This is a genomic window from Rhodanobacter sp. K2T2, from assembly GCF_013408815.1.
Taxonomy (GTDB): domain Bacteria; phylum Pseudomonadota; class Gammaproteobacteria; order Xanthomonadales; family Rhodanobacteraceae; genus Rhodanobacter.
Genome location: NZ_JACCCA010000004.1, coordinates 267,666 through 281,901, shown reverse-complemented (window position 1 = coordinate 281,901; position 14,236 = coordinate 267,666). Strand labels below are relative to the sequence as shown.

13 protein-coding genes are annotated in these 14,236 nt (G+C 64.5%); 4 read left to right on the top strand and 9 right to left on the bottom strand.

The window, feature by feature from the left end:
• Window positions 1–37: 37 nt before the first annotated feature.
• The gene (gene aceA, locus HDE78_RS08715) at window positions 38–1,330 is read right to left on the bottom strand and encodes an isocitrate lyase (RefSeq protein ID WP_179478289.1); all 1,293 of its coding nucleotides are present in this window, start codon (window positions 1,328–1,330) and stop codon (window positions 38–40) included.
• A gap of 34 nt (window positions 1,331–1,364) precedes the next feature.
• The gene (gene aceB / locus HDE78_RS08710; protein ID WP_179478287.1) at window positions 1,365–2,975 is read right to left on the bottom strand and encodes a malate synthase A; all 1,611 of its coding nucleotides are present in this window, start codon (window positions 2,973–2,975) and stop codon (window positions 1,365–1,367) included.
• A gap of 122 nt (window positions 2,976–3,097) precedes the next feature.
• Between aceB and HDE78_RS08705 the strand changes: the two genes are divergently transcribed.
• Window positions 3,098–4,138, top strand: coding sequence for a LysR family transcriptional regulator (locus tag HDE78_RS08705; RefSeq protein WP_179478285.1), 1,041 nt, complete (start codon window positions 3,098–3,100; stop codon window positions 4,136–4,138).
• A gap of 15 nt (window positions 4,139–4,153) precedes the next feature.
• Here the strand turns inward: HDE78_RS08705 and HDE78_RS08700 are convergent, their stop codons facing one another.
• From HDE78_RS08700 to HDE78_RS08670, 7 genes are read right to left on the bottom strand one after another with little or no spacing between them, the layout of a single operon-like run.
• Window positions 4,154–4,741, bottom strand: a complete 588-nt coding sequence (locus HDE78_RS08700) for a 1-acyl-sn-glycerol-3-phosphate acyltransferase (RefSeq protein WP_179478283.1) — start codon at window positions 4,739–4,741, stop codon at window positions 4,154–4,156.
• Window positions 4,738–5,160 carry an alternative ribosome rescue aminoacyl-tRNA hydrolase ArfB gene (gene arfB / locus HDE78_RS08695; protein ID WP_179478281.1) on the bottom strand — a complete coding sequence of 141 codons (423 nt, stop codon included), beginning with the start codon at window positions 5,158–5,160 and terminating at the stop codon, window positions 4,738–4,740. Before arfB ends, HDE78_RS08700 begins: the two co-directional genes overlap by 4 nt.
• 9 nt (window positions 5,161–5,169) lie before the next feature.
• Complete coding sequence (locus HDE78_RS08690) at window positions 5,170–5,940, bottom strand: pseudouridine synthase (protein WP_179478279.1); 771 nt, start codon at window positions 5,938–5,940, stop codon at window positions 5,170–5,172.
• Window positions 5,941–5,949: 9 nt separating this feature from the next.
• Window positions 5,950–7,599 carry a ubiquinone biosynthesis regulatory protein kinase UbiB gene (gene ubiB, locus HDE78_RS08685; protein WP_179478277.1) on the bottom strand — a complete coding sequence of 550 codons (1,650 nt, stop codon included), beginning with the start codon at window positions 7,597–7,599 and terminating at the stop codon, window positions 5,950–5,952.
• The gene (locus HDE78_RS08680; RefSeq protein ID WP_179478275.1) at window positions 7,596–8,255 is read right to left on the bottom strand and encodes an SCP2 sterol-binding domain-containing protein; all 660 of its coding nucleotides are present in this window, start codon (window positions 8,253–8,255) and stop codon (window positions 7,596–7,598) included. Before HDE78_RS08680 ends, ubiB begins: the two co-directional genes overlap by 4 nt.
• Before the next feature lie 27 nt (window positions 8,256–8,282).
• On the bottom strand, window positions 8,283–8,753 hold the full coding sequence (gene trmL / locus HDE78_RS08675; RefSeq protein WP_179478273.1) for a tRNA (uridine(34)/cytosine(34)/5-carboxymethylaminomethyluridine(34)-2'-O)-methyltransferase TrmL: 471 nt from the start codon (window positions 8,751–8,753) through the stop codon (window positions 8,283–8,285).
• A gap of 55 nt (window positions 8,754–8,808) precedes the next feature.
• Window positions 8,809–9,012 (bottom strand): hypothetical protein, encoded by a 204-nt coding sequence (locus HDE78_RS08670; RefSeq protein ID WP_179478271.1) that lies wholly within the window; start codon window positions 9,010–9,012, stop codon window positions 8,809–8,811.
• 368 nt (window positions 9,013–9,380) lie between these two features.
• Between HDE78_RS08670 and HDE78_RS08665 the strand changes: the two genes are divergently transcribed.
• The 3 genes from HDE78_RS08665 (at window position 9,381) to pssA (ending at window position 14,225) form a co-directional block, all read left to right on the top strand.
• A complete protein-coding gene (locus tag HDE78_RS08665; protein WP_179478516.1) occupies window positions 9,381–12,185 on the top strand; it encodes a pitrilysin family protein in 2,805 nt (934 codons plus the stop codon).
• Between the two features lie 161 nt (window positions 12,186–12,346).
• Window positions 12,347–12,754: a DUF4156 domain-containing protein gene (locus tag HDE78_RS08660; RefSeq protein ID WP_179478269.1), complete on the top strand. Its 408-nt coding sequence runs from the start codon at window positions 12,347–12,349 to the stop codon at window positions 12,752–12,754.
• Window positions 12,755–12,824: 70 nt separating this feature from the next.
• Window positions 12,825–14,225, top strand: coding sequence for a CDP-diacylglycerol--serine O-phosphatidyltransferase (pssA, locus tag HDE78_RS08655; protein WP_179478267.1), 1,401 nt, complete (start codon window positions 12,825–12,827; stop codon window positions 14,223–14,225).
• The last annotated feature ends 11 nt before the right edge of the window (window positions 14,226–14,236 follow it).

Here is a 14,236-nt window from a genome sequence, read left to right as displayed (position 1 = left end):
CTGTTTCACGTTGCAGACTGGTGCGTATCGCCCCGAATCAGGCCGCTTCGTGGTGGAACTGCGCTTCTTCGGTCGAGCCGGTCAGCGCCGTGGTGGAGGATTGACCCTGCTGGATCGCCTGGGTCACCTGGTCGAAGTAACCGGTGCCCACCTCGCGCTGATGCTTCACCGCCGTGAAGCCGCGATCGGCCGCCGCAAACTCCTTCTCCTGCAGCTCGACGAAGGCGCTCATCTGGCGGCGCGCGTAGCCGTGCGCCAGATCGAACATGCCGTAGTTGAGGCTGTGGAAGCCGGCCAGGGTGATGAACTGGAATTTGTAACCCATCTTGCCCAGTTCGATCTGATAGCTGGCGATCGTCGCGTCGTCCAGATTCTTCTTCCAGTTGAAGCTCGGCGAGCAGTTGTAGGCCAGCATCTTGCCCGGGAACTTGGCATGGATGGCCTCGGCAAACTTCCGCGCGTCGTCCAGGTTCGGCTTGCTGGTTTCGCACCAGATCAGGTCGGCGTAGGGCGCATAGGCCAGGCCTCTGCTGATCGCCTGGTCGAGGCCCGGACGCACGCGATAAAAGCCTTCGACCGTGCGCTCGCCGGTGATGAAATCCTTGTCGTTGGCATCGACGTCGGAGGTCAGCAGATCGGCCGCATCGGCGTCGGTGCGAGCCACCAGCAAGGTCGGCACGCCGCAGACGTCGGCGGCCAGGCGCGCGGCGTTGAGCTTGTCGACGGCCTCGCGGGTCGGCACCAGCACCTTGCCGCCCATGTGGCCGCACTTCTTCACCGAGGCCAACTGGTCTTCGAAATGCACGCCGGCGGCGCCCGCCTCGATCATCGCCTTCATCAGCTCGAACGCGTTCAGCACACCGCCGAAACCGGCTTCGGCATCGGCCACGATCGGCACCAGCCAGTCGGTGTCGTCCTTGCCTTCCGCGTGATGCAGCTGGTCGGCGCGCAGCAAGGTGTTGTTGATCTTCTTCACCACCAGCGGCACCGAGTTAGCCGGGTACAGCGACTGGTCGGGATACATCTCGCCGGCGACGTTGGCGTCGGCGGCCACCTGCCAGCCACTCAGGTAGATCGCCTTCAGGCCGGCCTTGACCTGCTGCATGGCCTGATTGCCGGTCAGCGCGCCCAGCGCATTGACGAAGTCTTCCTTGTGCAGTGAGGTCCACAGGCGCTCGGCGCCGCGGCGGGCCAGCGTGTGCTCGACGCCGATGGTGCCGCGCAGGCGCACCACGTCTTCGGCGGAGTAGTTGCGCTCGATGCCGGCCCAGCGGGGGTTGGTTTTCCAGTCCTGCGAGATCTGTTCAGCGGTTGGCAGTGTGTTGCTCATGACGTGCTCCATACAAAGGTGAGACGAGGACGGCTCAGGCGAGCTGTTCGTAGGCGGGCAGGGTGAGGAAATCGCCGAGCTGGTCGGCATGCGTCAGGGTGGAAATCAAGGCGGCGGCGGCCGCAGCGTGTGCGGCGCCGGGGAAATCGCTTTCGCCCACGCGGTGCGTGTGGGCAGCGAGGATCTGGTCAAACAGGGCGAAGTCGATCGGTGCGTGATCGGGAAACTCCAGGCCGCCGTGATGCAGCCACTGCCACAGCTGGGCACGGGCGATCTCGGCGGTGGCGGCGTCCTCCATCAGGTTGTGGATGGGCACGCAGCCGAGGCCGTCCATCCAGGCAGCGGTATAGCGCAGGCAGACTTCGATGTTGTTCTCGAATCCCTCGCGGCTGATCGTGCCCAGGCACGGCTCGATCAGCTGATCGCGGGTGACCTGGACGTCACTGCGCAGCACGTCGAGCTGGTTGGGCGTTGGCATGTGTTCGTCGAAGATGTCCTGCGCGACCGGCACCAGCGCCGGATGCGCGACCCAGGTGCCGTCGTGGCCCGCCTTCACTTCGCGAAGCTTGTCCGCGCGCACCTTGGCCATCGCCGCCTCGTTGGCGGCATCGTCACCCTTGATCGGAATCTGTGCGGCCATGCCGCCCATCGCGAAAGCGCCTCGGCGATGGCAGGTCTTGATCAGCAGCTCCGAATAGTTTTTCAGGAACGGCACCGTCATCAGCACCTGGCCACGCTCCGGCAGCAGGCGGTCGCGGTGACCGCGCAGCGTTTTCAGGTACGAGAAGATGTAATCCCAGCGGCCGCAGTTGAGTCCGACCACGCGGCCGCGCAGCGCGTGCAGGATCTCGTCCATCTGGAACACCGCCGGCAGCGTCTCGATCAGCACGGTGGCCTTCATCGTGCCGGTCGGCAGGTTCAGTTCGGCTTCGGCCACCGCCATCACGTCGTCCCACAGCGCGGCTTCTTCCATCGCCTCGAGCTTGGGCAGATAAAAGTACGGGCCGAGGTCGCGCTGGTGCAGTGCCCTGGCGTTGTGGAAAACATACAGACCGAAGTCGACCAGCGCGCCGGCCATGATCTCGCCGTCGACGGTGACGTGGCGCTCCGGCAGGTGCCAGCCGCGCGGACGCACGACCAGCACGGCCGGATTGTCCTTGACCGTGTACTGCTTGCCTTCCGGCGAGGTGAAGCCGATGCTGCCGTCGATCGCGTCGCGTAGATTGATCTGGCCGACCAGCTGATTGGCGAAGGTCGGCGAGGAGGAATCCTCGAAATCGGCCATGAACACCTTGGCGCCCGAGTTCAACGCATTGATGATCATCTTGCGTTCGACCGGCCCGGTGATTTCGACCCGGCGATCCTGCAGGGCGGCCGGAATCGGTGCCACGCGCCAGTCGCCGTCACGGATGGCCTTGGTGTCTTGGCGGAAATCGGGCAGGCCGCCGGCGTCATAGCCGGCCTGGCGCTCGCTCCGGGCGGCAAGCAGGTCCAGGCGACGGTTGTTGAAGCCACGATGCAGCCTGGTCAGAAACGCCAGTGCGGCCGGCGTCAGCACGCTTTCATAACCGGCCCAGTCCGCGTGAATGGCGATGGCGCCGTTATCGGCCGCGCGGATATCGATATTTTCCTTGGGGACTGCCATGACCGCACCTCGTCTTCGTGGGAGCTCCAAGCTAGGCTAAGCATCAGTGTTTGACAAAGTGAATGTTTCAATCATATGTATTAGCATTGATAATACATACGCTAACGTATTGAAGAAACGCCATGAAAAAGCCCGCTGTCGCGATGAATGAAGGGAAAACCATACGTAAGCGCACGGTAAAAAAAGCAGGCGCGGGCGACTTAGCCAACGAGCAAGGCGCGGAGCGCTTCTATTACAAGGGCAATCGCCACAAGCAGCTCAAAGCCTTTGTCGCCATGGTGAAACTGGGCTCGCTGACCCGCGCGGCCGAGTCGCTCTACCTCTCGCAGCCAACCATTACCCTTCAATTACAGGCGCTTGAACGCGAACTCGGTGCGAGCCTGGTCGAACGCCGCCGCCGCCGCATCAATCTCACCGATGCAGGCGAAGCCCTGTACGAATTGGCGCGCCCGCTGGTCGAAGGCTGGGACACGCTGGACCGCGATTTCCAGACGCGGGTGAAAGGCCTGCAGGGCGGTCGTCTGACCATCGCGGCCGGCACCTCGACCATCCAGTACCTGCTGCCCGAGCTGGTGCGGCGCTATCGCGATCGCTATCCGGCCGTGCATCTGCAGCTGGCCAACGTCACCGGCAAGGACGGCCTGGCGATGCTGCGGGCGGACGAGGCGGATTTCGCCGTCGGTTCGATGCTCGACGTCCCCAACGACATCGCGTGGGAACCGGTGCATCACTACGACCCCATGCTGATCATGCCGCTCGATCATCCGCTGGCGGCCAAGGAGAAAATCGCGCTGGAGGATCTGTCGGCCTTCGGCCTCATCCTGCCGCCGCAGCGGCTGTCGACCTATCGTCTGGTCGATCTGGTGTTTCAGCAGCGCCAGGTGCCGTATCACGTGGCGATCGAAGTGGGCGGCTGGGATGTGATCAAGGAATACGTGGCGATGGGGTTGGGCATCTCCATCGTCACCGGCATCTGCATCACCAAGGCCGATGCCGGTCGACTAGCCGTGCGCAACATGAAGCAGTATTTCCCGCAGCGCAGCTACGGTGTGGTGATCCGCAAGGGCAAATTCCTCAGCACCGAGGCGCGCGCCTTCGTCGATCTGATTCGTCCGGGCCTGCTGGCCCGCGACTATGACGAGTCGGGGCACTCCCAGCGCTGAGGATCCTGTTGAGGCTTATTCGGTGTCGCGGTATTTACCGTGATAACCACGGAACAGCGCGCGTATCGCGAGCATGTCGGCGTCGAGGTCGCCGGCCGGATAAAACGGCTGGCCGAGCGTAAAGGTCTTGCTCGGATAGTCGAAAAACACAGGCAGCACCGGCACCTTCGCCGCATAGGCAATACGCAGGAAGCCGGTTTTCCATTGCGTCACCGGTTTGCGCGTGCCCTCGGGCGTGATGCCCAGCCACATGCGCGGCTTGCGGGCAAAGCGCGCGGTCATCTGGCCGACCACGTCTGTCGCTGCGCGGCGGTCGATGGGGATACAGCCGATCGGGCGAAGAATCAGGCCAAGCGGGCTTCGCAGTACCTCGCGCTTGATCATGATGTTGACATCCACGCCGAGCGCCACCTTCATCAGCAATCCCCACACGCCGTCCCAGTAGCTGGAGTGCGGAGCGCCGATGACGATCAGCTTCGGCAGATCGGGAAACTCGCCTAGCAGGCGCCAGCCGCCGAGGTGGAGCAGTCCCCGGCACAGCCAGGGCCAGAAGCGGCTGTCGATGCGCGGTGCCTGCGGCGGCAGCGGCGGTACCGTACTCACTCGGGCGACCACTGGCGCGAGCGGTTCTGCTTGGTCTTGCCGCGCTGCTGCTTGCCGACCAGGCGGCGCTCCTTCGAGGCGCGGGTGGGTTTGGTCGCCAGGCGCTTTTTAGGCGGCACCAGCACGTCGCGAATGATTTCGACCAGCCGCTCGCGCACGTCGTCGCGGTTGCGGCCCTGATCGCGAAAGCGACGGCCCTGTATCACCAGCACGCCATCGCCGGTCAGGCGGCGATCGCGACGCGCCAGCAGGCGCTCGCGTATCGCTTCGGGCAGCGACGGCGAGTGGACGACGTCGAAGCGCAATTCGACCGCACTCTCGGTGCGGTTCACATGCTGGCCGCCCGGGCCGTCGGCGCGCAAAAAGCGCTCGACCAGCTCGGACTCCGGTACGCTGATGCTGTGGCTGACGATCAACATGCGCGGAGTTTAGCTGGCGCGCGCGTCCGCTGCCGTGGATGGATCGGGCGGCATGGCGGCCGCGTCAGTGAAATCGTGGTCGAGGGGTGGAAGCGACCAGCCGAACCGCGCCAACAGATCGCTGTATTCGCGATCCAACGCAGCGTCGATGACCATCGGCCGCCCGTCCAGCGGATGCGCAAACTGCAGTCGCCGCGCATGCAGCAGCATGCGGTGGCAGCCGAAATACTGCTTGTACAGACGGTTGTGATCGCCGCGGCCGTGCTGGCAGTCGCCGATCACCGGATGGTGGATATGCGCCAGATGCTTGCGGATCTGGCGAAAGCGCCCCGTCAGCGGCTCGGCCTGAACCAGCGCATAGCGCTGCTGCGGATAGCGGCCCAGCTCGATCGGCACCTCGATCGTCGCCAACCGCTGATAACGGGTGCTGGCCTCGCGTCGTGGCCCGGTTTCGCGCGAACCCGGCAGGGCATAGTCGATCAGCCCTTCCTCGGGTTCCGGCCAGCCGCGCACCACGGCGAGATACTGCTTGCGCACCGAGCGCCCCATGAACTGCTCGCCGAGCGCGGCGGCCATCTCACTGGAGCGGGCGATCAACAACACGCCGCTGGTGGCGCGATCGAGCCGGTGCGCAAGGTAGACGTTGCCACCGAGCTTCTCGCGCAGCCGGTCGATCAAAAATTCCTCGGCGTTGCCGACCATCTTCGACCGATGCACCGCCAGACCAGCCGGCTTGTTGACGGCGATCAGCGCGTCGTCCTGATACAGAATCTCGATCATCGACAACAATCAGCGCGAGCGCGGCCAGCCGACGGCAAAGGCGATCAGTCCGGCGATGCTCTCAAGCATGGGCGGCAGCGAGCCGTGCTGCGGCGCCAGCGTCCACAGCAGGGCTGCGCTGATCATCAGCGAGCTGCCGAGCAGGCTGCAGGCAATCAGCCGCTGCTGCTGGCGTGCGCTGTCCTGCTGCAGTTTCAGCCACTGCGGATCGGGCACGCTGCGCTGTTCGCCGCGACCGAACTGGCGCAGCGCGTCGCGCACGAGCTCGGGAAACTGCGGCGCGTCGTGCAGCCACACCGGCAGGCGTTTGCGCACTTCGCGCAACGTGCGCAGCGGACTGTAGCGTTCGCGCAGGATGCGCTTGAGCACCGGATGCGCCACAGCCCAGATGTCGATATCCGGATCGAGCAGGCGACCGACGCCTTCGATATTCAACAGGGTCTTCTGCAGCAGAATCAGCTGCGGCTGCAGGGTCAGCTCGAAGCGCTGGGCGGTGCGGAAAAGCTTTACGACGAGGTCGGCGAGCGAAATCTGCGACAGCGGCCGGGTGAAGTAGGGCTCGCACACCGTGCGAATCGCGGCCTCCAGTTCATCGATCCGCAGATTTGCCGGCATCCAGCCGGCTTCCACGTGCAGCTGCGCGATGCGCGCGTAATCGCGCTCGAACAGCGCGATGAAATTCTGCGCCAGAAAATACTGGTCGGTTTCCGGCAGCGATCCCATGATGCCGAAGTCGAGCGCGATGAAGCGTGGCTCTTCCAGCCGCGCGGGGTCAACCCAGATATTGCCCGGGTGCGCGTCGGCGTGAAAAAAATTGTCGCGAAACACCTGCTCGTAGAAAATCCGCACGCCCTTGACGGCCAGCTTCTTGCGATCGAGTCCCGCCGCGTCGATGGCCGCCACGTCGTCGGTGCTGATGCCGTAGACGCGCTCCAGCGTCAGCACGCGCTCGGCCGTCAGGTCCCAATACACGGCCGGCACGTAGAGGTCGAAACCGCTGGCGAAGTTGCGCTTGAGCAGGCTGGCGCTGGCGCCTTCGCGCTGAAGGTCGAGCTCGTTCTCGAGCATCTTCTCGACTTCGGCCACGATTTCCAGCGGGCGTATCTTGTCGGCCCTCGGATGCCAGCGCTGCGCCAGCTCGGCCAGCGAACGCAGCAGGCGCACGTCGCGCGCGATCCGTCGATCGATGCCCGGCCGCAACACTTTGACCACGACCTTGCTGCCGTCGTGCAGTGTCGCGGCATGCACTTGAGCGATTGAGGCCGAGGCCAGCGGCGTTTCATCGAAATGGCCATACAGAAGGCCAATCGACGACTTGAGTTCACGCTCGACGATGGCGCGCGCCTCGCTGCCAGGAAACGGCTCGACCCGATCCTGCAGCAGCGACAGCTCGTCGGCGATGTCCGCTGGAATCAGGTCGCGTCGCGTCGACATTACCTGGCCGGCTTTGACGAAGATTGGCCCCAGCTCGGTCATGGCCAGCCGCAGGCGTTCGCCGCGCGACAGCGGGCCAACGTCCACGCGCGGTTTGGCAGCGAGCGGACGGAAGAACTTCAGCGGATTGACGCCCTTTTCCTCGCCGACCATTTCGTCGACGCGGTACGCCAGCAAGATCGAGATGACCCGCAGCAGGCCCGGCACCACGCGCAGGGGCATCATGCGGCGTTGTCCTGCAGGCGGCGAGCCAGCCGCTGCACGCGCGATTCCAGTCGCTCGCTGCGCTCGCGCAGCGTATCCACTCCGTCGAGAAAGCCTTCGACTTCGCCCGGTGCCAGTGCGAGACGAGACTCTTCGCGCAGCCAGTCGGCGCTGTCTTCGGTCAGGTGTGCGGCGGTTTCCTTCGCGTGGGCGAGCGCCTTGCGCACGGCCTTGGCGATGGGTACGCCGAGCACATCGCCGAAGGTGCGCGCAAACGCCTCTTCGAAATCGGGCGCGAAGGCGGTAGCGAGTTTTTCAAGTCGCCTCGCCAGTTCGGCGTCACCGGCAATGTCGACCTTGCCCGGCGAAATGCCGTCATCGTCGCGTTTGAACAGCATCGCCAGCAGGCTGCCCGGCGTGGCGGCAACGCGCAGCTGGCTACCGGATGCGTTTTCGTCGGGCGGACCGACTTTCAGATGTCCATCTTCCACGGTGACGGCCAACGCGATTTCCGGTCCGCGAAGATGCAGCAATATGCGGCGACCGTTCAGCGCGATCAGCCGCTGCTGCGTATCCGGATCCAGCGACAGCGTATGGTTCAGCGCAGTTTCCAGCGCGCGGCCGGCGAGTCGGCGCAGCGGTGGCGGCAGCCAGGAGTTGGGAGTGGCGTCGGTCATCCGTCGATTGTAGCCGGCCAGCCGTGTTCAGACCTGCATCGCGCCATCGAAGCCCAGCTGCCGCCATGCTTCGTATACGGCAATGGCCACGGTGTTGGACAGGTTGAGGCTGCGGCTATCGGGGCGCATGGGCAGGCGCAGACGCCGTTCGGCGGGAATCGCTTCGAGCACCTCGGCCGGCAGCCCAGCCGTTTCGCAGCCGAACAGCAGGGCATCGCCTGCGGCAAAACGCGCGTCCACATGGGCGACCCGGCCCTTGGTGGTGAAGGCAAACACGCGTGGCTGGCCGATGGACTCAAGGCAAGTAGCAAGGTCGTCATGCACCTTGAGGCTGGCGTACTCGTGATAATCCAGCCCGGCGCGGCGCAGGCGCGCGTCGTCCAGTTCGAAGCCCAGCGGGCGGATCAGATGCAGCGCGGCGCCGGTATTCGCACACAGGCGAATCACGTTGCCGGTGTTCGGCGGAATCTCGGGACGGAAGAGGATGACTTGCAGCATCCGCCCATTATCGCTTAGCCCGACGCGTATCGCGGCTAGGCAGCATCCGACAGACTCAACCGTGCACTGCGGGGCAAACAACACCGTCGGGCTTCATCGCGCACGCGGTCGGTGCCGTCAGCAGGGCGCTGGCCACTCGATTGCCATTGGCATGCTGCAAACCCTGCGGTCGGGCATTCAACATGGCACCCATGATCAGCGCGCACACGGCGAAGCACGCAACGAACAGGCCGCGAAGCATAAAGGTTTCAAATTTCATGGCGTTTCTCCTGGGAAAAGGCCGGTTGGCCTGTACCCAGATATGGCAATCGCCGTGCCAACCGGTGCGATGGCTGCGAAGCCCCGCTGCAGCTGGCTTTTCGTGTTTTGGCATGATGCGGGGCCGTTGTCCGCGGACAGCGGACGGACGCTTCCCGAACAGAGCTCCGGACACGTTTTCGACCAACCCGAGGCGAGTGGCGCGAGCAACGAAAAGTCGGCTTGAAAAATCTGGCCGTAAGCTATTGCGGACGCATCCCCTCGCCGATAGCCTCGGCGGTCTTCATCCACGCAACAAGGAGTACGACCGTGGCACGAAAATCCCTGGCTCTCGCGATCGTCGGCCTGCTAGCTCTCGCCGGTGGCAGCATGCTTCCCGCGGCCGCATCGGCGAATAACGAGGCGGCGCTGCAAATTCCGGACATTGCTTACACCCGCTTCGTGTTGCCCAACGGCCTCACCGTGGTCGTGCATGAGGATCACAAGGCGCCCGTGGTCGCGGTTGGCATCTGGTATCACATCGGCTCGGCCGATGAGCCCGCGGGCAAGACCGGTTTTGCGCACCTGTTCGAGCACCTGATGTTTTCCGGCTCGGAGAATCACAAGGGCACCTATTTCCAGCCGTTCGAACTGGCCGGCGCCACCGACCAGAACGGCACGACCTGGTTCGATCGCACCAATTACTTTGAAACGGTGCCGACCACCGCGCTTGATATGGCGCTGTGGATGGAGTCCGATCGCATGGGTCACCTGCTTGGCGCGATCGGCCAGAAGGAGCTGGACACCCAGCGCGGCGTCGTGCAGAACGAGAAGCGGCAGGGCGAAAACCGTCCCTACGGTCGCGTGGACGAAAACATCCTAGCCAAGACCTATCCGGCCAACCATCCGTACCACCACGACACCATCGGCTCGATGAACGATCTCAATGCCGCGTCGCTGGATGACGTCAAACAGTGGTTCAAGAGCAACTACGGCGCCGCCAACACCACGCTGGTGCTGGCTGGCGACATCACCGTGGCGCAGGCAAAGCAGAAGGCGGCCGAATATTTCGGCGATATTCCGGCCGGGCCGCCCGTAGCGCGCCAGCAGCCGTGGATCACGCCGCTGGCCGCGTCGACCCGCGGCGTGCAGCACGATCACGTGGCGCAGCCGCGCATCACGCGTACCTGGGTGGTGCCGCAGCTGGGTACCGACGCGGCGATCCAGCTCAATCTCGCGTCGACCGTGCTCGGCGGCGGCAAAACTTCGCGGCTCTACCAGCGCCTCGTTTATCAGGACAAGCTGGTGGACGACGTATCCGCCAGCCTCAGCGATTTTGCGCTGGCGAATCAGTTCCAGATTCAGGCCGATGTGAAGCAGGGCGTCGACCCGGCCAGGGTCGAGGCGGTGATCGCCGAAGAGCTGAAAAAATTTCTCGCCGACGGTCCGACCCAGGACGAACTGGACCGCGCCAAAGTGGCCAGCCGTGCCAACTTCATCCGCGGCCTGGAGAAAGTGGGTGGCTTCAGCGGCAAGGCGGTGATTCTGGCGCAGGGGCAGGTGTATCGCGGTGATCCTGGCGCGTACAAAAAGGATCTGGCGCGCACCGCTGGCGCGAGCATCGCCAGCGTCAAGCAGGCGGCCGATCAGTGGCTGAGCAAGGGCGATTACGAGCTGACCGTGCTGCCGGCCGGCAAGGATTTCGATCCCGCCGTTGAAGACAGGGCTGTGGTGGGCCTGAGCGACGCCGCCAATCGCCCGGCACCGCTGCTGCCGCCGAAGCAGGCATACAGCGTGGGCAAGTCGCTGGTCGATCGCCGCAAGGGCGTGCCCGAGGTCAGCCAGTTTCCTGCGCTGAGCTTTCCCAAGCTGGAACGCGGCAAGTTGAAGAACGGTATCGAGGTGATTCTGGCCGAACGCCACACCATTCCGGTGACTCAGGTCGAGCTGCTGTTCGACAGCGGATACGCGGCGGATCAGGGCCACAAGCTTGGCACCGCCAGCTTCACCTCGACGCTGATGAACGAGAGCACCAAGGATCTCGATTCGGTCGAAATCGCCAAGCGCCGTCAGCGTCTGGGTGCCATGACCTCGGTGGGCTGCGGTTTGGACACCTGCTCCGCGTCGCTCGACACGCTTAACGATCAGCTGCAGCCATCGCTGACGCTGTTCGCCGACATCGTGCGCCATCCGGCGTTCAATAACGGCGACATCGAGCGCGTCCGCGGTCAGTGGCTGGCCGGCATCGCACAGGAAAAGACTCAGCCGATTGGCCTGGCGCTGCGCACGCTGCCGCCGCTTCTCTACGGCAGCCAGCACGCCTACGGCATTCCGTTCACCGGTACGGGCAGCGAGGCGGCGATCCGTTCGCTCACGGCGGCGGATCTGGGCACCTTTCAGCAGGACTGGCTGCGGCCGGACAACGTGAGAATCCTGGTCGCCGGCGACACCACGCTGGCCAAGATCATTCCGCAGCTCGACGCGGCCTTCGGGGACTGGAAGGCGCCCGAGTCCGCCGTGCCGAAAAAGAACGTTACCGCCGTGGCGGCGCAGCCCAAACCGCGCGTGTTTCTGATCAATCGGGCCGATGCGCCGCAGTCGCTGATTCTCGCCGGTCTGCTGGCGCCTTCGTCAAAGGCGGTCGACGATTTGGCCATCCAGACGGCCAATGGCGCCTTCGGTGGCACCTTTACCTCACGGCTCAACATGAACCTGCGCGAAGACAAACGCTGGGCCTACGGCGCACAGAGCCTGCTGATGGACGCGCAAGGCCAGCGGCCGTTCCTGTTTTACGCGCCGGTGCAGACCGACAAAACGGCCGAGTCCGCTGCCGAGGTGCTGAAGGAGGCGCGTGCGGTGATTGCCGACAAGCCGCTGACCGATGCCGAAGTCGCCAAGATCAAGGATCAAAGCATCCGCTCGCTGCCGGGCAGCTACGAAACCACCGGCGACGTGCTCGGTGCGATGCAGGGCATCGTGCTTTACGACCGACCCGATGACTACGTCCAGACGATGAAATCGCGCTTGGAAGGCATCAGCCCCGCGGCGGCCGAGACAGCGATCAAGGAGATCGTGAAACCCGACGCGATGACCTGGGTGATCGTCGGTGATCTGAAAAAAATCGAGGCGCCGGTGCGCGCGCTGAATCTGGGCGAGGTGCAGGTAATCGACGGCGATGGTCAGCCGGTGCACTGACGCAGCGTCGTTTTTCAGCGTTGATCACCCGCCACATGGTCGCCGCCGCGCGGAAGGTTGGTGCGGCGGCGATCAAGCGATATGGCGGCGTGCTAGGTTAGGATGCAGCCCGGGCGTTGAACCGCCCGGCCTTCATTCGTTGACCCATCGCGGAGCATGTCATGCGCAAGACCCTGTTGTTGCTCGTTCCGGTACTGCTGAGCGCCTGCACCTACGGCATCACGCTGGATGATGCGGCCAAGAACGTGCGTACGGTGTGGGGTGGCGATGTGTCGGGTTGCCGTGACATGGGCAAGGTCACCGTGTCCGTGCAGGATCACATTGGTCCGGTGGATCGCAACAACATCACCGTACGCGACGAGCTGGAAGTGCTGGCGCGCAATCAGGCGGCCGAGCTGCACGCCGACACCATCAAGCCGCTGGCCGATCCGACCGACGGCTCGCAGCCGTGGGGCGCCTACCAGTGCGGTTCGCGCCCGATCAACCCGCAGGCGCGTCCGCCGGCAGCGCCGAACAACGGCGCTTCGCCGCCGGGCAACGCGCAGACCTTTCCGGTCCACGGCGGCTGAAGCGCTTGTCTGCATCGTCATGCTCGGGCGGCGTGCGGCGCTGCAGGCGTGCTGCTGACCGCAGGCTTTCATGAACAAGCTGATGAAGGCGCCGCAGCGCCTGGCCAAGCGCATGCTGCCGTTTCGGCAGAAGGCGGCGTCAAAGACGCTGCTGAGCGGGCTGCCGGCGTTTGCGGTACCGGCCGATGCGATCGAGGTGCTGCCCGATCCCACAGCGTTCCGGCAGACCCTGCTGCGGCAGATTGCGCAGGCCACGCGCCGCATCCTGATCGTGGCGCTGTATCTGCAGGACGACGACGGCGGCCGCGAAGTGCTCGACGCGCTGTACGCGGCGTACGCGAAAAACCCGTCGCTGCAGATCCACATCTTCGTCGACTGGCATCGCGCGCAGCGTGGGCTGATTGGCAACGCCAAGAGCGAGGGCAACGCCGGCATGTACCGCGAGTACGCCGAGCGCTTCGGGCCGGGCGTGGCGATCTACGGCGTGCCCGTACAGAATCGCGAGCTGTTCGGCGTGCTGCATCTGAAGGGCGTGATCATCGACGATACCGTGCTCTATAGCGGCGCCAGCTTCAACGACGTCTACCTGGCCAAGCAGGGCCGCTATCGCCTCGATCGGTATCATCGGCTGCTGCATCGTGAGCTGGCCGATGCGATGGCCGGTTTCCTGCGCCGGCATTTTGTCGAAAGCGAGGCCGTGCGCCGGTTGAATGTGCCCGACGTGCCGAGCACGCGCAGCCTGTATCCGGCCATCCGCGCGTTGCGCGACGATTTGCAGGGCGCCCGCTACGATGTGCCGCACGATGTGCTGGGCCACGCGGATGTGGCGGTGACGCCGCTGCTGGGATTCGGTCGCGCGGACAACCTGCTCAACGACGTGTTGCTGGCGCTGCTGCGCGGCGCGCGTCGGCGGGTGATTCTGCTGACGCCGTATTTCAACCTGCCGCGACCGGTGCGGCTGGTGATCGGCCAGCTGCTGCGCCGCGGCTGCGAGATCCACATCATGGTCGGCGACAAGACAGCCAACGATTTCTATATTCCGCCGCCGCAGCCGTTTCGCACCATCGGCCTGTTGCCGTATCTGTACGAAAACAACCTGCGGCGCTTCGCGCGTGCGCATCGCCAGCAGATGGCCAGCGGCCAGCTGAATATTTACCTGTGGCGCGACGGCGACAACAGCTACCACCTCAAGGGCGTGTTGATCGACGACGATGTGGCCGTCATCACAGGCAACAATTTCAATCCGCGCGCGTGGGCGCTGGATCTCGAAAACGGCCTGCTGTTGCGCGACCCGGGCCACCTGCTCACGGCCAAACACGAAGCGGAATGGGCGGCATTGCGACAGCACGCCGTGCGGCTCACGGACGATCTCGCGCTGGAAAGCACGCGCAGTTACCCGGCCGAAGTGCGCAAGAATCTGAAGCGGCTCAACCGCACGCGGCTGGACCGGCTGGTCAACCGAATCATGTAAAGGTCTTTCGC

Excerpts from the sequence above, each read along its gene's own strand:
- HDE78_RS08665 (WP_179478516.1), top strand. The coding sequence starts at position 9,381 with ATGCTTCCCGCGGCCGCATCGGCGAATAACGAGGCGGCGCTGCAAATT.
- ubiB (WP_179478277.1), bottom strand. The coding sequence starts at position 7,599 with ATGATGCCCCTGCGCGTGGTGCCGGGCCTGCTGCGGGTCATCTCGATC.
- HDE78_RS08680 (WP_179478275.1), bottom strand. The coding sequence starts at position 8,255 with ATGACCGACGCCACTCCCAACTCCTGGCTGCCGCCACCGCTGCGCCGA.
- pssA (WP_179478267.1), top strand. The coding sequence starts at position 12,825 with ATGAACAAGCTGATGAAGGCGCCGCAGCGCCTGGCCAAGCGCATGCTG.
- trmL (WP_179478273.1), bottom strand. The coding sequence starts at position 8,753 with ATGCTGCAAGTCATCCTCTTCCGTCCCGAGATTCCGCCGAACACCGGC.
- HDE78_RS08690 (WP_179478279.1), bottom strand. The coding sequence starts at position 5,940 with ATGATCGAGATTCTGTATCAGGACGACGCGCTGATCGCCGTCAACAAG.
- arfB (WP_179478281.1), bottom strand. The coding sequence starts at position 5,160 with ATGTTGATCGTCAGCCACAGCATCAGCGTACCGGAGTCCGAGCTGGTC.
- HDE78_RS08670 (WP_179478271.1), bottom strand. The coding sequence starts at position 9,012 with ATGAAATTTGAAACCTTTATGCTTCGCGGCCTGTTCGTTGCGTGCTTC.
- HDE78_RS08705 (WP_179478285.1), top strand. The coding sequence starts at position 3,098 with ATGAAAAAGCCCGCTGTCGCGATGAATGAAGGGAAAACCATACGTAAG.
- aceA (WP_179478289.1), bottom strand. The coding sequence starts at position 1,330 with ATGAGCAACACACTGCCAACCGCTGAACAGATCTCGCAGGACTGGAAA.
- HDE78_RS08660 (WP_179478269.1), top strand. The coding sequence starts at position 12,347 with ATGCGCAAGACCCTGTTGTTGCTCGTTCCGGTACTGCTGAGCGCCTGC.
- aceB (WP_179478287.1), bottom strand. The coding sequence starts at position 2,975 with ATGGCAGTCCCCAAGGAAAATATCGATATCCGCGCGGCCGATAACGGC.